The organism is Reinekea marina, from assembly GCF_030409715.1.
Taxonomy (GTDB): domain Bacteria; phylum Pseudomonadota; class Gammaproteobacteria; order Pseudomonadales; family Natronospirillaceae; genus Reinekea; species Reinekea marina.
In genome coordinates this window covers 59,102-75,194 of the sequence record NZ_JAUFQI010000001.1, presented here as the reverse complement: position 1 = coordinate 75,194, position 16,093 = coordinate 59,102, and the positions used below count along the sequence as shown (strand labels likewise).

At 45.3% G+C, this 16,093-nt stretch carries 18 protein-coding genes; 9 read left to right on the top strand and 9 right to left on the bottom strand.

The window, feature by feature from the left end; genetic code table 11:
- Nucleotides 1–37 precede the first annotated feature (37 nt).
- Nucleotides 38–613, top strand: coding sequence for an acyloxyacyl hydrolase (locus QWZ13_RS00440; protein WP_290279978.1), 576 nt, complete (start codon nt 38–40; stop codon nt 611–613).
- Here QWZ13_RS00440 and QWZ13_RS00435 read toward each other — a convergent pair.
- The 5 genes from QWZ13_RS00435 to QWZ13_RS00415 form a co-directional block, all read right to left on the bottom strand.
- Entirely contained in the window at nt 585–1,286 is a 702-nt protein-coding gene (locus QWZ13_RS00435) for a TVP38/TMEM64 family protein (protein WP_290279977.1), read from the bottom strand. The two genes, QWZ13_RS00440 and QWZ13_RS00435, sit on opposite strands and share 29 nt — an antisense overlap.
- On the bottom strand, nt 1,283–2,101 hold the full coding sequence (locus QWZ13_RS00430) for a DUF547 domain-containing protein (protein ID WP_290279976.1): 819 nt from the start codon (nt 2,099–2,101) through the stop codon (nt 1,283–1,285). Before QWZ13_RS00430 ends, QWZ13_RS00435 begins: the two co-directional genes overlap by 4 nt.
- A gap of 49 nt (nt 2,102–2,150) precedes the next feature.
- Complete coding sequence (locus QWZ13_RS00425; RefSeq protein WP_216000613.1) at nt 2,151–2,798, bottom strand: DUF4124 domain-containing protein; 648 nt, start codon at nt 2,796–2,798, stop codon at nt 2,151–2,153.
- 117 nt (nt 2,799–2,915) lie between these two features.
- Nucleotides 2,916–3,668 (bottom strand): orotate phosphoribosyltransferase, encoded by a 753-nt coding sequence (pyrE, locus tag QWZ13_RS00420; RefSeq protein ID WP_435406690.1) that lies wholly within the window; start codon nt 3,666–3,668, stop codon nt 2,916–2,918.
- The gene (locus tag QWZ13_RS00415) at nt 3,610–3,801 is read right to left on the bottom strand and encodes a hypothetical protein (protein ID WP_290279975.1); all 192 of its coding nucleotides are present in this window, start codon (nt 3,799–3,801) and stop codon (nt 3,610–3,612) included. The genes pyrE and QWZ13_RS00415 overlap by 59 nt, the downstream gene beginning before the upstream one ends.
- Here QWZ13_RS00415 and QWZ13_RS00410 point away from each other — a divergent pair.
- On the top strand, nt 3,785–4,525 hold the full coding sequence (locus tag QWZ13_RS00410) for an exodeoxyribonuclease III (RefSeq protein ID WP_290283216.1): 741 nt from the start codon (nt 3,785–3,787) through the stop codon (nt 4,523–4,525). The two genes, QWZ13_RS00415 and QWZ13_RS00410, sit on opposite strands and share 17 nt — an antisense overlap.
- 15 nt (nt 4,526–4,540) lie before the next feature.
- Here the strand turns inward: QWZ13_RS00410 and QWZ13_RS00405 are convergent, their stop codons facing one another.
- Complete coding sequence (locus QWZ13_RS00405; RefSeq protein ID WP_290279974.1) at nt 4,541–6,043, bottom strand: YifB family Mg chelatase-like AAA ATPase; 1,503 nt, start codon at nt 6,041–6,043, stop codon at nt 4,541–4,543.
- Between the two features lie 140 nt (nt 6,044–6,183).
- On the opposite strand from QWZ13_RS00405, the gene QWZ13_RS00400 reads away from it, so the two are divergent.
- Nucleotides 6,184–6,657: a hypothetical protein gene (locus QWZ13_RS00400; RefSeq protein ID WP_290279973.1), complete on the top strand. Its 474-nt coding sequence runs from the start codon at nt 6,184–6,186 to the stop codon at nt 6,655–6,657.
- 92 nt (nt 6,658–6,749) lie between these two features.
- Here QWZ13_RS00400 and QWZ13_RS00395 read toward each other — a convergent pair whose 3' ends face one another.
- Entirely contained in the window at nt 6,750–7,538 is a 789-nt protein-coding gene (locus QWZ13_RS00395) for a transporter substrate-binding domain-containing protein (protein ID WP_290279972.1), read from the bottom strand.
- A gap of 58 nt (nt 7,539–7,596) precedes the next feature.
- Here QWZ13_RS00395 and QWZ13_RS00390 point away from each other — a divergent pair, with 58 nt between their 5' ends.
- Nucleotides 7,597–7,740 carry a hypothetical protein gene (locus QWZ13_RS00390; RefSeq protein ID WP_290279971.1) on the top strand — a complete coding sequence of 48 codons (144 nt, stop codon included), beginning with the start codon at nt 7,597–7,599 and terminating at the stop codon, nt 7,738–7,740.
- Here QWZ13_RS00390 and QWZ13_RS00385 read toward each other — a convergent pair.
- Nucleotides 7,709–10,771, bottom strand: a complete 3,063-nt coding sequence (locus tag QWZ13_RS00385; protein ID WP_290279970.1) for an efflux RND transporter permease subunit — start codon at nt 10,769–10,771, stop codon at nt 7,709–7,711. The genes QWZ13_RS00390 and QWZ13_RS00385 overlap by 32 nt on opposite strands.
- Complete coding sequence (locus QWZ13_RS00380) at nt 10,768–12,246, bottom strand: efflux RND transporter periplasmic adaptor subunit (RefSeq protein WP_290279969.1); 1,479 nt, start codon at nt 12,244–12,246, stop codon at nt 10,768–10,770. Before QWZ13_RS00380 ends, QWZ13_RS00385 begins: the two co-directional genes overlap by 4 nt.
- Before the next feature lie 67 nt (nt 12,247–12,313).
- On the opposite strand from QWZ13_RS00380, the gene QWZ13_RS00375 reads away from it, so the two are divergent.
- The 5 genes from QWZ13_RS00375 to QWZ13_RS00355 all read left to right on the top strand — a co-directional run bounded on the left by QWZ13_RS00375 (nt 12,314) and on the right by QWZ13_RS00355 (nt 16,040).
- Nucleotides 12,314–12,604: a GIY-YIG nuclease family protein gene (locus QWZ13_RS00375; protein WP_290279968.1), complete on the top strand. Its 291-nt coding sequence runs from the start codon at nt 12,314–12,316 to the stop codon at nt 12,602–12,604.
- Nucleotides 12,605–12,607: 3 nt separating this feature from the next.
- Nucleotides 12,608–12,841 carry a hypothetical protein gene (locus tag QWZ13_RS00370; protein WP_290279967.1) on the top strand — a complete coding sequence of 78 codons (234 nt, stop codon included), beginning with the start codon at nt 12,608–12,610 and terminating at the stop codon, nt 12,839–12,841.
- Between the two features lie 251 nt (nt 12,842–13,092).
- Entirely contained in the window at nt 13,093–13,875 is a 783-nt protein-coding gene (locus QWZ13_RS00365; RefSeq protein WP_290279966.1) for a bestrophin-like domain, read from the top strand.
- Nucleotides 13,856–14,134 (top strand): hypothetical protein, encoded by a 279-nt coding sequence (locus tag QWZ13_RS00360; protein WP_290279965.1) that lies wholly within the window; start codon nt 13,856–13,858, stop codon nt 14,132–14,134. The genes QWZ13_RS00365 and QWZ13_RS00360 overlap by 20 nt, the downstream gene beginning before the upstream one ends.
- Complete coding sequence (locus QWZ13_RS00355; RefSeq protein ID WP_290279964.1) at nt 14,112–16,040, top strand: protein kinase domain-containing protein; 1,929 nt, start codon at nt 14,112–14,114, stop codon at nt 16,038–16,040. Before QWZ13_RS00360 ends, QWZ13_RS00355 begins: the two co-directional genes overlap by 23 nt.
- Nucleotides 16,041–16,093: the final 53 nt, after the last annotated feature.

The following is a 16,093-nucleotide window of genomic DNA, read 5'->3' as shown; positions in this document are numbered from 1 at the left end:
CCTAAACTTACCTACATTCCATCACGTTGAGAATGACATGCCAAAAATTTTGTTGGTGCTTGTTTTGTTGCTTACGTCTGCGCAGCAATCGATTTACGCTCAAGATCTTCCTTGGCGAGAAAGTGCGATTGGTGTGAGTGTGGCTTCTTTGTTAGTTTGGAATCCAATGAAGTTAGATGGCATTGGGTTTGATCAAGGTTCGGACGGTGATTTTGATCGTTCCCGCTTGCTTTGGCTGTGGTCTATGGATGAAACGATTACTGCCATTGGACCCATTTCGTTAACGGGGCATTATGAGTTTTCATTTGGTCAAATAACCCCTTCGCCCCAAAATGTTCAGCTAGGGTTTATGCCTGTTCTGTCTTGGAGGTTTGCAAATTTGCCTGGTTCGCCTGCGCTTGAAACGGGTTTGAGTGCGAATTGGCTCAGTTTAACAGAACATCAAGATCGTGAAATTAGCACTCATTTCCAATTTGGTGAAGTCCTAGGCTTAGCTGTTTCTCTAGGGGACTGGGAGTTAGGCACTCGATATCAGCATTTATCCAACGGTGATATCAAGAAGCCTAATAATGGATACAACTTTTTTAACTTTGTTGTTCGCTATTGGTATTAACAACCATTCGTTGACGAATAAACTCGATGATTTTCTTCGCGAGAATCGGGAAGATACCTAATAAAACGAACGATAGTAAAATAGCGGGCGAGGCAATATCTCCTAAGCTGTCTATTTTAGCCAACTGGGTTCCAGCATTTGCGTAAACCGCTGCGCCTGCCAACATCCCGATGAGAGATACCCAGAAAAAAGTCCAAACCTTTAAGGTGGTGATGCCCATCACTACGTTGATCACGAAAAAGGGAAACACAGGTACGAGCCGAAGGCTGAATAAGTAAAAGGCGCCATCTTTGTTGATGCCTTGGTTTATAGCACCGATACGATCACCAAACTTGGTCTGTACCCAATCTTTTAATAAGAATCGGGCGATTAAAAACGCAAATGTAGCCCCAATAGTTGCGGAGACTAAAGCAAGCCCTGTTCCTAGTGTTAATCCAAAAATCGCGCCGCCACTAAGCGTCATTATGGCCGAACCCGGTAAAGAAAGTGCGGCAATGACGATGTAGGTCAACATATAAATGAGAGCAACCAATATTGGGTTGTTGGCTCGATACCCTTCGAGCGCGGCTTGTTGGCTTTTTAGTTGCTCAAGCGTTAGCCATTGACCTAAATCGAAATAGAAATAAGACCCAATCACTAGTAAAGCAGCGGTTAGTATGATGATTTTTTTCACGGCTGTGCGACCTCGTTAAGTGACCAATCGTATTCGTATTTAATTTTACCTTTGTAGCCATTCAAGCGAGCTCGCGTTGTAGCGTTGACTTTCGGGGCGATAAGCTGAATCAAGGCGGTTTCATTTTGTGCAAAATCTTCTAAATACCAGTCAAAAATTTTAGATAACACCAACTGTCGGCCATCAAACCGAACACCGCGTTGGTGATTGACAAAAGTAGCTTCGGCTTCGTTTAGCTGTTGTTCGATATTAGACGCCGTAAACACCTGGTTAGAAAGGTTAGGGCAGCCTTTCGCGGCGCAGTTGAGTGCAAAGTGAATGCGGTAGTCATTGTATTTTGGGCGAACAATATCGTGTTCTATATTGTTTAAGCTTAACCCAACGCCACTGACCATGATGCGTTCTTTCTCCCACGGGCCAGTGGCAAATAAACCACCAAACTTGCCATCAATATCCTTGATGGAATCTACAGGGTAGGCGTCTAAAACAACTTTTACAGTCAGTGCGTTATACAGATTAATCCAAAATGCTTTTTCTTCGATGGCACTGAGTTGGTGTGGTTTTACCTTTTCCATGCGCTGTATATAGTTGTTTAACATGGCAAGTTCTTGCGGTGTGACTTGCTGATATGAAAAGTAAGATTGCCCAAATTCATCGTAGTTTAAATGGGTGTCTAAGAAGTACTGCCAATCGGAATGATCAAGCGCGGTGGTTGAATTCGGCTGGTTGGTGCTAAAAGCTGATATCGGCGTGTTGGCGTGGGCTGTTGCGGTAAAGGCGAATAAACTAACCGCCATTAAAATATACTTGAACATGGTGACCTCCTGTGGAATGTGGTTTAGACCGCGAGGAGGTCAAAAAGTTCTACTCGGCACTCGAATCTGTGGATTCTTCTTTATCTACCCATTCTTCACCCGTGATAATCTTCCACAGTTCGACCATGCGTTCTCGGTCTAGCTCAAATTGTCCACGTGATTCATCTTGCCGAAGTTGAACTTCACGTATCTCTAATTTAAATTGCTCGATTTCTAAACGAATGGATTTCATCTTTTCTTCAATCTCTGGATCGACCGTTTGACCGCTACGCTCTAAATTTGCTGCCTGCTCCTGCAGTTTTGCAAACTCATTTTCTTTGATCCGTATCCGGTTTTGCTTTACGCGAATTTCCATGTCCATTCGGCTCAACCAAGTACTCATGGCACGATCAACATCGGAAGGCGAGCGATAAAACTTAAGTAGCTCTTCATCGCGTGCGCGCTGCATTTCGCCATTAATTCGTGAGAGTTCTTTGGCTTGCTTTTCTGCTTCGCTGATTTGAGGCGCAACCGATTTAATTAAATTCCCAGCCTCATCAACGATTTCATAGCCATTGGCGACATATTCTGGCGGTATATAGCTTTGAACAAATAGGTTGCCTTGTTCATCTTTCCAACGATAAAACTGGGCGGCGCTGACACTGGTGGCCAACCCAATAAAAGATACTAAAATAGTAGCGCTGATAATGCGTTTCATGAATAACTGCCTAAATTGATACTGTTATTACTATATCGTTAAATTGCCAAACCACAAGTGATGTGGGTCTCGTTCTTTATACCCATTGGTCGGTGAACCCAGACTGAATGAGCTCGTTTAAACACCGTATTGCTCACGGTAATTCTTCATGGCAATTAGGGCTTCTTTGTGATTTCCGTTGTCTTCTAAGTACTTCATAATCTGATCCAAGCGAATAGCCGGCAAAATGCGTAAGCCAAAGTTTTGCTCTAGCGCTTGAATCGCCGATAAATCAGAGTCGGCCAGCTTTTCTTGGCGATCAATCAAGATCACTGCAGCCGTCAAAGAGGCACTTGGGAATGCTTCTAATAAGGAAAGCGTTTCTTTAATGGCTGTTCCTGCCGTAATAACGTCATCAACTAGGACTAAATTGCCCTCTAATGGTGCGCCAACGATGGTGCCACCTTCACCGTGATCTTTTGCTTCTTTGCGGTTGAATGAAAAAAACTTATTTTGACCATGGCTGTTTTGTAGAGCAAACACGGTAGACGCCGCCAAGGGAATACCTTTGTAGGCCGGTCCAAAAACTAGATCGAAGTCGATGTCAGATTCGACCAGCGTTTTGGCGTATATCTCTCCGATTCGTTGTTGAGATTCGCCATCGTTAAAATTGCCTGCGTTAAAAAAGTAAGGGCTGACTCGGCCAGACTTCAACGTAAATTCACCAAACTGTAGCACTTGTTTTTCCAGTGCAAATTCAATAAATGATCGTTGCCAATCGTGTAATGTGTCTGTACTTTTTGCAGTTTCTGTACTATTCATTAAGTAGACCTTATAAAAATGATAAAAATTCGGACGGAATTGGCGTTTTACACGTTCCGAGGTCGGCATTATACGTGAAAATCGAGTAACATACGCAGTTAGAAATTTGACTCAATAATTGAGGGCATAACTGAGGCCTTCTTTTTAATATCTGGAAGAACCGAATGAAAGTAATAACCTTGAATGTGAATGGCCTGGTCAATGCGGCAGAGCGAGGATTCCTCGACTGGTTGACACACGTCGATGCCGACGTCGTCTGCATTCAGGATACCCGAAGCAAAGAATACCAGCTGCCAGAAAACCTATTAGATGTTCCTGGATTTAACGCCTTCTTTTTCGATGCCGATGAAGATGGCCATGCCGGTACGGCCATATACAGTCGTGTTATGCCAAAGGCGGTGATGCGTGGTTTTGGAAACATGAATTGTGACTTGCAGGGCGGCTTTATTCAGGCCGATTTCGATAACGTCAGTGTGGCTTCTATTTGGGTGCCACAAGCCGATTATATTGAAGATGTAGATGATAAGCTCGACTACTTAGAAGCGCTGCAATTACATTTTAAAAAGACTCGTCGCAAACGCCGCGAGTTTATATTCACAGGTTCATTTCACATTGCCCACCGTTCAGTAGATTTAGGCAATTGGGAATCTCATCAGCGTGAACCCGGATTTTTACCTGAAGAACGAGCCTGGATGGATCAAGTGACCGGACCGATCGGCTTTGTTGATGGCTTTAGATCCGTAAACAAAAAAGATCGTCAGCATACTTTTTGGCCTTTTGATGAAGCTCAAGTCAACGGCGCGCGATACGATTACCAATTTGTAACGCCTAACATTGCCGACTTTATCGTAGAGGCCACGATCATTCGTGAACCTCGATTAAGCCCTCACTGTGCCGTGCAAATAGAATACGATATGGACTTATAGTAGAGGTTTCCACCCCTACCATTTACCCAGTAGTTTTTCTAGCTGCCTGCAATTTAACGCTTCAATGATTGCGGGCTTATCAATGAGTGGCTGGTTTTTTAAATCGGCCACAGTGCGCGCCACTTTTAAAATTCGATGGTAGGCACGAGCACTTAACCCCAGCCGATCAATGGCATTATCCAACAGTGCCTTTTCGGCTGCGGACACTTTACAAATAGATTCTAACTGTTTCCCCGACAACTCACTGTTTGAACAACCCTGACGTGACAACTGTGCTTGCCATGCTTGTTCAACTCTTACTCTGATATCTTTGCTGCTTTCAGCGGGTTGGTCTGTTAATAACAGCTCTTTAGGGAGTGTAGGGACTTCTATATGGAGGTCTATGCGATCGAGAAATGGACCGGATAATCGCGAAATGTAGCGTTGAATTTGATCGGGTGAATATCGTTTTGAACGTGGGTCATCGGCACCATAGCCGCCGGGTGTCGGGTTCATGGCTGCCACCAACTGAAACCCAGCCGGGAAAGTGCATTGGCGTGCTGCCCTTGAAATGCACACTTCGTGGCTTTCAAGAGGTTCGCGTAACACGTCGAGAACATGGCGAGGGAACTCTGGTAACTCATCTAAGAATAGCACGCCTTGGTGCGCCAAAGTGACTTCACCCGGCTTAGGAATACTGCCGCCGCCAATTAAAGCGGCCGCTGAAGCCGAGTGATGCGGGCTTCGAAATGGTCTTTGCTGCCATGTAAGAGGAAGCCCTGCGACGGATTGCACCGCTGCAACTTCAAGCGCTTGAGAATCTGTCATTGAAGGCAGAAGCCCAGGTAATCGAGAGGCCAGCAGAGTTTTGCCCGTTCCCGGTGGACCAAAAAGCAATAAATTATGTTTGCCCGCAGCGGCTATTTCTAAGGCTCTGCGAGCACTGGTTTGCCCTTTTACATCAGACATGCAGGGGTAGTGTTGTGCATTGGGTTCAACACTCGCCGTAGGCGTGGACAGTGTAAAGTCGGCATCTTTTAACATTCGACACACTTCTAGCAGGTGGCTGGCACCGTACACGTTGGCCTCTTTAACCAGCACGGCTTCTTGGGCGTTTTGAGTTGTGCAAACTAAAGCACGGCCAGCCTTGTGGCAGGCCATGGCAGCAGGTAATGCGCCAGGACCGTTGCTTAAATGCCCTGAAAGCGATAATTCACCCAACCATTCGTAAGTGTTGAGCGTTTCTATTGCAATCTGTTCACTGGCGGCGAGAATACCCAAAGCTATGGCGAGATCAAATTGCCCACCTTGTTTAGGGAGGTCGGCCGGCGCCATATTGACGGTGATCCGGCCATTGGGGAAATCAAATTGGCTATTCAAAATAGCTGAGCGAACTCGTTCTTTGGCTTCACGTACGGCCGTTTCAGCCAAACCCACAATTGAAAAGGCAGGCAAGCCTCCAGATATGTGTACTTCGATGGTGACGAGTGGAGCCTCCATACCCACGTGGGCACGGCTATAAGTTACGGCGAGTGTCATAGGCATCCTTGCTGTGACAAAATTACTAGGCCAGCCTAATTAACTTGGGTAGAATCAACAAGGCACCCATGAATTCTTTGTGATCAATTTCTCAATAAAGGCTTTCTCCTTCCGTGTATATCTTAACCACAGCAAAAAGAGTGAAACAGATTACTGGTTTGATCGTAGTTTTGATCATAGCGATCAGTATTACCTTTTTAATTTCTTGGCGGTCAACACATATTTCAGCGCCTGCTCAACTTGTGGATGACATTCGAACTTCTCAAAAAGTTGCGTTATCGACTACCGCAATCCAGCACGTGCGAGAGCAATATAAAAGTCTCATTGAAATGCAGCTCATTAGTCAGCTAAAAGCTTCTAATATAGAAGCACCAAATGAGGCGAGTACTTTGATGATGCCTTTAGCCACTGAGTTTTTAAAAGATGACAAAGCCGTAGTGGCTTGGTTGAATCAAAGAATACGTGCTTTGCCCAAAGTTAAAGAGCAATGGCAACTGATTGAAAAGAGTTCAAGCGAGCAAGTTTATCGAGTACAAACACATTGCCTTACGATCGAGAGAACGAATGGGCTTTGGGCGTTTAAGCAGTTAGAACTATGCGATTTGCACAGCTAAAAAACCTACTAAATGATTCCATATTTGGAAATTAGTAGGGTTACAAATGAAAAAAGGCCGCTAAAAGCGGCCTCCTTCAACAACGATTCAAATTACTTCACCATAATGTCATAGAAGAAATACTTACGACGGAAGCGCTGGAAATCGCCATAGGTTTTGGCGTTATCTAAGGCTTTGTTCATCGCTTTTCTTAAGTTCTCGTCAGACTTACGGAAGGCTATGCCAACGCCATCACCAATTTGAAGTGGCTCACCAATAACTTCGTAGACGCCTTCTAACATAAACTCGCCTTCCCATTGTGGGTAATCGGTCAATACCACATCGGCTTCCCCTGAACGGAACGATGCACTGACGCCATCCCAACCATCGAATGTTAAGATGGTTATATTGTCGCCATATTCTTCTACTAAGTGCTTATATTGTAGGGTGCCCGATTGAACGGCTACTTTTTTGCCTTTTAGATCAGAGACAGACGTCCCTTCAAAAAAATCCCCCTTTCGAGCAAAATAAACTGACGGCGTAGAATAATAAGGGTCACTGAAATCAACCAGCTTTTTACGCTCAGATTCGATAGACATGGAAGACATGATCATATCGAACTTACCTGCATTTAAGTCATCAATTATGGAATCCCAAGGCGTTACCACCCACTCACATTTTATGTTTAAGTAGCTGCACATGGAGTTTCCAAGTTCGACTTCAAAGCCTGTGAGCTCTCCATTGCTATCAAAAAATTCATAGGGAGGGTAAGGTGCATCAACACCTATTTTAACCGTGGTATATTCCAATGGAGCGATTTGATTACTTGAGTACCACCAGCCTGCTGCAGCGCCAAGTATTGCGATGACAGCGACCGACGTAATGACGATTGACTTTTTCATTGAACTCTCGATCTAATTATTTTTTAGTTGCCCGACTATAGCGACATACGTTCGGTTTTTGAACGGCAAGAGCCAAATTTCTTTAATTTGCGCCGCATTTGTGCAATTTGACGCCTATTTTAAGGTATTTAAGGGCAATTTGATTGAAAATTGCCCTTTGGCCGGTCAACTTATTGTCGTATCAAGTTTAACTTTAGTTTGATTTGCTCAATCGTCAATAATAAAGCAGGCACAAACAGCAAGATTAAGGTGGTACCAAACAGTAGACCAAATACGATCCCCGCTGCGATTGGCTTTAAAAACTCAGCGTCGAGACTGGTCTCAAATAAGAAGGGCGTCAACCCTGACATTGTGGTCACGGTGGTTAAAATAACCGGTCTTAACCTACGCGCTACCGCTTCTTCGAGTGCGTGAACTATTTCCAAGCCTTCGTCGCGTAATTCTTGGTACACGCTGATTAATACAATGCTGTCATTAATCACAATGCCCGATAAACCAAACAGACCAAGGATCGATAAAGACGATAATGGTAAGTCGATAATCCAGTGCCCAAAAATAGCGCCTGTTAAACCAAACGGAATGGTCGCTAGAATGGCCAGTGGCCAAATCCAGCTCTCAAACACCCAAGCGAGAATGCCATAAATGAGGGCAAGCACCGCCAACAGTATTAACATTGTTTCAGCAAAAAACTGTTCTTGCTCTTGAGCATCTCCGGCCAACTCAACGTCTATGCCGCCATACTGAGCCGCGAACGCTGGTAACACAGATTCTTCAAGTAAAGTGTACATACTGTCGCTGGTCATCTGATCGGTATCGAGTGTTGCCGAAACACTGGCAGAAATGACACCGTCTTGCGCTCGAATCGTTTCAATACCACGTTGATAAGAACTGTTGATCAGATCTTGCATTGGCACCAAGCTATTGTCCGCTAGTCGATAAGGCAGCGCCATAATTTCATTAATGGTTCTGCGCTGAGCTTCTGGAAGCATGACAATCACATCAAACGTTTGGCTGCCATCAATCACCGTTGTCGCTTTAACACCTTCAATATGTTGTCTTAAAAAGTTTGCCAAGGTTGCTTCGGTTATCCCTAGGTCTATCGCTAGAGGAGTCAAGGAAAATTGAAGTTGTTCATCTCCATAGGCGAGCGTATCCGTTGCATCCGATAACGCATCGAGCGCTTCTAATCTGTTTTGTAACTCAAGCGCAGCAGCCTTTAACAAGGTAACGTTACTGCCACTGAGTTCAATGCTGATATCACCTGATTCACCGCCCCAACGTCGGCCTCGACCAAATGAAATGCTGTCGATCTCTGAGGGTAAGTTGGTGGCTTGACGCCACTGATTGACGAGTTCTTGGTTGGTGTAAGGTCGATTTTGATCGCTGATAAGCTCAACATCGATCCGTGCTTGATTCCCTTGGTTGCCCTGGTTTCGAGTAATTAGGGCGGTTTTAATAAAGTCGTAGCCTGTTTCATCTTCCACGGCTTGCAATGTGTCGGCTAAGTGATCGACAAAATTATCCACTTTGGTTTGGTCGGCTCCTTCGGTAAAAGCCACACTGACCGATAAACTAGGCGCTTCCACCGATGGCTGAAATTGAAAGGGTACGGTTCGGCTAGTGATCATCCCAACGGCGATGATAAAACCCGCCACAATCATCGAAATAAGGATAGCGCGGTGCGTTAAGCTCCAGCGAACGATAGGGCGGAAGTATTGGTCGCGTACAAAGTTATAACCCGCGTCCATTTTTTTACGGAAGGGCCGATCTTCTTTATGGTTGCTGTGAGATAAATGCCCCGGAAGAATTAAGAAGCATTCAATCAGTGAGGCAACAATCGCGATCGTTACAATCACTGGCAAATCTACCGATAAACGACCAATGGGGCCACTAATAAAGGTTAGGGGTAAAAAAGCAGCAATGGTGGTTAAGCTAGACGCTAGAACAGGCGGCCACATTTTTTTAGCGGCTTTTAGAGACGCTGCGTTGGCAGGTAAACCTTGCTGTTGATACGCTCTGGCTTGTTCGCCCACTACAATTGCGTCATCGACAATGATGCCCAGCGCAATCATAAAGCCGAACAAACTGATGGTGTTCATCGATATGCCTAATTGAGCCATAATGATGAACGTTGCGAAAAAACTAATCGGAATACCTAGCGCTACCCAAAACGCTAATCGAGTATTTAAAAAGATAAATAACGTAACCAACACCAAGGCCATGCCTAACAAACCGTTGTCTATAAGCAACGACAATTGCGATTCAACAATCTTCCACGTTTCGTTATAAATATGCAGCTGAACGCTTTGCGGAAGTGTCGGAATAAATTCTTCCAACCATTGATTCATCAGCTCGGCGTTTTCTAACGTATCTTCGCCTAAAGTTCTTAACAGCGAAATGCGAATCGCCGGTAAGCCTTCGAAGTAGAGTTGGTTCGATTGCTTGGCTTCAATTTGTTTAACCGTCGCAACATCGGCCAAGGTAAGCACGCTGCCATCTTCTAAAGATTGCACGACGGTATTTAACAAACTGTTTAATTCAATTTCAGGTGTTTGCGAGCGCAGCTGCAAGGTAATGGAATCACCACTCGACGTACCCGCAGGTGACGGTGTGTATTCTTGTTCAATGCTCTGAGATATTTGGGCTAGGGTTAGGCCAGTATCGAGTAATGTCTCCATAGCGACACTGACTTGAACTTCTTGGCTTGGAATACCCTGCAGGCTGACCTGTGCAAACCCCGTCTGCAATAGATCAGACTGAACGCTATAGGCATAGGATGCTAGTTCATCTAAGCCAACGTCTCCATACAGTAGAAAGTCAGCAACGTTCTCACGGCGTTGCGGCATGGACACATTTACCTCACCCGCGTCTTCAGGCAAAGAAACCGCTGCCAGCGTTTCTTCTACTAAATCAGCCGCAGCTTCGACACTCTCGGCACGATCACTGACACCGATCGACAAACTCACTCGGCCTTCACTGGCGCTGGTGGTGATGCCATCGAGTTCTGGTAAACCGATAAGCGCTTGTTGTAACGGCGCTCCGGTTGTGTTGTACATATCTTCAGCGCTTACGCCACTCCAGCTAACGCTGGCAGATATGCGAGAGGTTTCGAAGTCTGGAAAAAACTGGTTGTTGATTTTCCCGACACTCCATAAACCCAACGCGATGATGAGTATCATGGCACCGTTTGCGGCAATTTTATGGTTGGCGAATGTTTCGATCCATTTCATCATGGTCGGCCACCTGTAGACTGAACCAATGATACAGCCATTCCGGTAATTGGGTTATTCAAGCGAGTGGTCACTATCATGGCTGATTCATTTGAAAGTTCCGGCGCGGCAATTAAAAAGCCTTGATCCGTTTGCCCGATCAATTCAATGTCGACAGGTGAAATAGTGCCACGCTGAAATAGGTAGACACGTTGTTGGTCGTACACGGCGGTAATAGGCACTTCAACGGCATTTTTTTCTATAGGGAAATTCAGCGTTAACGCAAGGTGGGTTCCTGGTAAGGGTGCAGAGGCGAGCGGAAACTCTGGTGTAAAGGTAATTCGTTGAGCACCGCTTTCACTGATGGGGCGAATGGCTTGGGCTAACCAAGTACGGCCACTGGCATCGGTTGCGGTAATGTTCGTTAAATCAAAATTATCCAGCCGATAGCGTAGAGGCACTCGAACATAAGCCGCTAAGGAGCTCGGGTTGTATAACTCAGCTAGGGTTTCGCCAGATTTTAAAATTTGCCCTTGATTGATAGGCAGTTTAGCCACAACGCCGGCAAATTCACTCGATGGCGATAACGCATTCACGAGTAGTTGGCTTTGTTCAATTTGGCTTTGTAATGAGGCACGCTGAGCGTTAGATTGAGCCAAGGTATCGGCATATTGTGCAATGGTCAGTTCACGGTTTTGAACCGACATTAATTGGGCTTGGTATGCTTTTAGCGCGCTCTCATAATCGGAACTTGAGCTCAGTTGTTGAGAGCCTAAATTGGAGAATCGGTCTACGCTGTTTTTTGCAATGGCCAATAGTTCTTTCTCAATGGCAAGTGAAGCTTTATCGTTTTCATGCTTCAGCGCTTCGTTGCGTAAACGCGCTTCGAGCTCACTTAATGACGCCTGCTTTTGTGCCAGTGCCGCGGTTATATTCGAATCCGTTAGTTGAGCAATGGCTTGGTTCGGCTCGACCTTCTCGCCTTCTTTAACGAGAATTTTTGTCACCGTGGCGTTGCTTTGTGCTGTGATGATGGCTTTTTCTTGAGCATCGATCACCCCAAAGACTTTTAATTGAGAAGCGCCTTCATAAGACACCGCACGTTGAACTTCAACCGCGGTAGCTCCCTGGCTGGCTAAAACGCCGCTGCGTAAACCACCACCGCCACCACCACGTTGTGGTTGATTACTTGTCGCCGTTTGTTCCGATATTTCGCCATTAGCGCTTTCAGTGCTTTCATTACTATTAGCTCTACCTGATCTATCTGCACTTTCAGCATTGGGTGTTGATTCTCGGTTGGCATTCGCCGGGCGTTCGCGGTTACCTCGGTTAGCAGGCGGTGTTTGATTGGCTTCTCCTGAGCTTGACTCAGGTGTTTTAGTCGTCGCCGCTGGTGTTGATTGGCGAGCCCCGCTGGGCGCTTCATCGGCGTTCATCAGCTGATAACCGATCAGTGCGGCGGCAATGATAATGGCAGGAATTAATATTTTATTTAGCATAACAACCCTTTAAATGGTGGCATCGTTGGTAGTTTGTTAAAGTTTCACACGACAATGTGCAAAAAAGATGGAAGTAATGGCTCAAGAAAGCCCTTGGTGGGTGTATTTTGTAAAGTGCGCTGACAATTCGCTCTATACGGGCATCACCACCGATTTAAATCGGCGAGTTCGGCAACATAATGGTGAATTGGTCGGAGGTGCGCGCTATACTCAAGCTCGACGCCCCGTTGAACTGGTGTATGCCGAGCCGTGTGAAAACCGATCCAAAGCCAGTGCAGTGGAGTACCAATTGCGGAAACTTCCAAAGTTAAAAAAACAGGCGTTAATTCAAACCTATATCCGTGAGCAAAAGGAGTAACCAATGGCTCAAAAACAGCACAAGCGAAACCCACATGCATTCGCCCCAATTATGAAAAAGGGCGGTGTACACGAAAAAACCAACAAAGCCAAACGGCAAAAAGAAAAAATGCAATGGAGAAAGGAGGCTCACAATCGTGGGTCTTTTTTTTGGGCGAGTATTGTGCGTCAGTTACAGCGTTTTTCTAAATCAAACATCACCTCTACACTGCGTTCCGAAGGCTCCTACATTTATTAATCGCTGTTGGAGCGTTCGAAGCAAAGCAAAAACGCAACCATCCTAAGTTCTAACATTCTAAACAAACTACAACTAACTAGGGGTGCTCGAAGCAAAGCGAAGACGCGACCATCCGCATGTACTTGAACCTCAAAACTCGCTACTAAACCGCCTCAAAAACTGGTGAATAACCCCATACCCCTATATGCTACTAAAACTGCAAGTTTTTAATCCCATTACCTGTACCTCAATTTCTAAAGGCGCAAATTCAAATGGCACAAACTGAGTTCTTATATACCTTCAGCAGTGTTGCGATCGTTCTAATCTTGTTTTTAACCATGATCGCTGTAAATGAAGGTGGCTTTCGCATTGGGCGTTTTGTACAAAAACGAACAGATGATGAAGTTAAGGCGTTAACCGGATCTATTCAAGGCAGCGTTCTAGGGTTGCTGGCATTGTTGCTAGGTTTTACATTTAGTATGTCGATGCAGCGTTTCGATAACCGAACCATGGCGTTGATCGATGAAGCAAATGCCATTGGCACAGCCGTATTGAGGGTCGATTTATTACCCGAGCAATACAGCGCTGAAGCGATGGGCCTGTTTAAAAAATACATTCAACTTCGAGTGGAAATAGGGACAGTAGATCTTACTATGCTTGAAGAGCGTCGGGCTTATAATGCAAAGATTGAACAAGTACAACGCAAGCTCTGGGCTTTGGCTATGGCCGCTACGAATGATGACCCTAGCCCAGTGACGACAGGCGCTTTTGTAAAATCATTAAATGATGTGATAGACACGCAAGGAAAACGAAACGCGCTTTTACAAATGCATGTACCTGAAGTTGTTTTACTTTTGCTCTTTGTTGTCTTCATTTGCTCAGGTGGGTTTATGGGGTATTCTGCTGGATTAAGCGGCAAACGAGTCTTTACCCCGATAATATTAATTTCCTTATTAATCGCCCTAATTGTCTTTATCATTATTGATCTAGACCGACCAAAAAGAGGGCTGATTCAAGTGAATCAAAGTGTGATGATTGAGTTACAAAAACCTTAGGGTTTTTCATTTTTGGGTCGCCTCTCCACTGCGTTCCGAAGGCTCCTACAGTTACTCATCTCTGTTGGAGCGCTCAAAGCAAAGCAAAGACGCGATTAGCTTCTCACCACCCCAACTAGATGCCAACTATCATCAAATAAAGCCTAGGTGTGCCATCTTTTTTGAGCGGTTATCTGAGTCATGGATGACGAAGTTAAGCGGCGCATGGAAGCGCGAACAGCGGCCGCTCAAAAAAGATGGTGCACCTAGGCGACGTTAACCACAAAACCATCCACCTAAAAAAACCAAAACTTGCAGCCGCCTCAAATCCCCATTACCTTAATCAGATGGAACACAACCTTAAGCACTTTTACATCCCCGAAGAACAAAGTATTTATTTGCTATCACATCGTGATGCCGCAAAGCTGAAGGCGTGGATTCAATTATGCATCAGGCAGTTAGAGCGGTTGGGGTATCAAGATATTGAGCTCATCGGCAAAGGAGCCTTTGGTTTTGTGTTTGGCGGTACCACTCCATTTGGGCATGAATTGGTGTTTAAGTTTTCACGAGTAAATTTGCCGCAACATGTTCAAGATAAACTAGAAGAAGAAAGTTATTTACAGTCATTGCTTGATCATCCGTTGATCCCAAGGGTGATTGATTATGTTCGTGTCGGTAAACAGCGAATTTTGGTGATGACGCGGGCACCAGGGCGAGATTTAGATCAGTGGGGTCTCGAAAAGGGAGCCTTGACGCCTCGGCTTGTGGTGCGCATTGCTTCACAATTGGCTGAGCTTTTAGATTACTTGCGAACCTTCAAAAATAAGCAGGGTGTATTAATGCCGGTGGTGCATGGCGACATTAAACCCTCGAATATTGTTTATGATCCAACGACAGAGTCTATTCAGTTGATCGATTGGGGTTCTTCTGTGTTTGCCCAAACCGATATTCATGGCCAGTTTTTATCGACCAGCGTTATGGATTTAATGTCGAGCGATATGCATAACACCAACGCCAAATTAGGCGATGTCTATTTTATTGGACGAGATCAACTTAATGGCGCTTTATCGTCGCCGCGATTTGATGAACAAGGCACCGCAGCTACCTTATATGCATTGGCTTCCAGCCAAGGTGCGCGTTTTGCCTCCGAGGTGATCACCCCCTTGTCTTTAGGGTTACCAATTGAGTTTGCACGCATTTTAGACAAGATGATGTCGACCGACCCAACTCAGCGCAACGAAGCCGCCGATTACTTTATGGCCAACATGCCGCGATTAAAACATTTGGTACTACCGGAATTACGCGAACCCGAAGAAAAACCATTGATTCCGGTTTGGATTGGCGAATCTCCCAAAACAATCGATACGGTCGTGTATAGCTCGCGAAAGTCATTTTTGCGGGAGCAGCACCCCGATATCAATGTCGACGATATCGAAGATGAGCAGCTTGATAAATATTACAAAAATTACCTACAAGGCATGGGCGAAACCGAAAAGGCCTTTGTTGCCGCAGTTTCTCGGCTGGGTCGTTTTCCTGTGGTGGGGGGCATTACCGTGCGTTGGCTGGCAGAAGAAGTGCATATTTCCTCAGCGTTTAACCTATTTGATAAAGCCATGCGCCGATCTTTTGTTCAATCGCTTAACCACATGGTCACACTCGCCCGAGCCATGACGCGCAACGGCACCTTTAAAGCCGTATTGTATGATGCACGCGATACCTTGCATTTAGATCGCTCAAGCGAAGAGCAGCCATTTATTGTGCCAAATCACATGAAACTGCCGTACACCATTACGCCTGCGCCAGAAGGTCGGCTTAATGAAAAAATGCATTCTTACTTTGAAGATGGTCGCGATCCCGATGAGCATTTAGTGTTGCCGGAATCTATAATGGACAACATTCGTTTGCTCGACACCATTCACCATACTGGCTGTATTATCTTTGAAGTACTGGAAAAAAACCTAAAAATACACAATTATTATCGCTTGCTCGACCCTGCCAAAGAACAAGAATTTAAAGAGTGTTTAAACAGAATACTCATCGCCGTATCCGATATTGAAGGCTTAGGCATTGGTGGTTTTATGAAAATGCCCTATAAAGATACCCGAATCTTTAGCAATATTGAGCAATGTGAGCCGCATTTTTACCCAGTAGCGCCGAAGCCTTCAACTTTACCCATGACAGACTAAGCAGTGCGTGGCAGCTCACACGGGTTTTGGTATAGTGAGCGCGATTTTCAATT

What these genes read in the sequence shown, in the direction of transcription:
- QWZ13_RS00440 (WP_290279978.1), top strand. Translation starts at nt 38, where the DNA reads ATGCCAAAAATTTTGTTGGTGCTTGTTTTGTTGCTTACGTCTGCGCAG.
- QWZ13_RS00430 (WP_290279976.1), bottom strand. Translation starts at nt 2,101, where the DNA reads ATGTTCAAGTATATTTTAATGGCGGTTAGTTTATTCGCCTTTACCGCA.
- QWZ13_RS00425 (WP_216000613.1), bottom strand. Translation starts at nt 2,798, where the DNA reads ATGAAACGCATTATCAGCGCTACTATTTTAGTATCTTTTATTGGGTTG.
- pyrE (WP_435406690.1), bottom strand. Translation starts at nt 3,668, where the DNA reads ATGCCGACCTCGGAACGTGTAAAACGCCAATTCCGTCCGAATTTTTAT.
- QWZ13_RS00405 (WP_290279974.1), bottom strand. Translation starts at nt 6,043, where the DNA reads ATGACACTCGCCGTAACTTATAGCCGTGCCCACGTGGGTATGGAGGCT.
- QWZ13_RS00395 (WP_290279972.1), bottom strand. Translation starts at nt 7,538, where the DNA reads ATGAAAAAGTCAATCGTCATTACGTCGGTCGCTGTCATCGCAATACTT.
- QWZ13_RS00385 (WP_290279970.1), bottom strand. Translation starts at nt 10,771, where the DNA reads ATGATGAAATGGATCGAAACATTCGCCAACCATAAAATTGCCGCAAAC.
- QWZ13_RS00380 (WP_290279969.1), bottom strand. Translation starts at nt 12,246, where the DNA reads ATGCTAAATAAAATATTAATTCCTGCCATTATCATTGCCGCCGCACTG.
- QWZ13_RS00375 (WP_290279968.1), top strand. Translation starts at nt 12,314, where the DNA reads ATGGAAGTAATGGCTCAAGAAAGCCCTTGGTGGGTGTATTTTGTAAAG.
- QWZ13_RS00370 (WP_290279967.1), top strand. Translation starts at nt 12,608, where the DNA reads ATGGCTCAAAAACAGCACAAGCGAAACCCACATGCATTCGCCCCAATT.
- QWZ13_RS00365 (WP_290279966.1), top strand. Translation starts at nt 13,093, where the DNA reads ATGGCACAAACTGAGTTCTTATATACCTTCAGCAGTGTTGCGATCGTT.
- QWZ13_RS00355 (WP_290279964.1), top strand. Translation starts at nt 14,112, where the DNA reads ATGGTGCACCTAGGCGACGTTAACCACAAAACCATCCACCTAAAAAAA.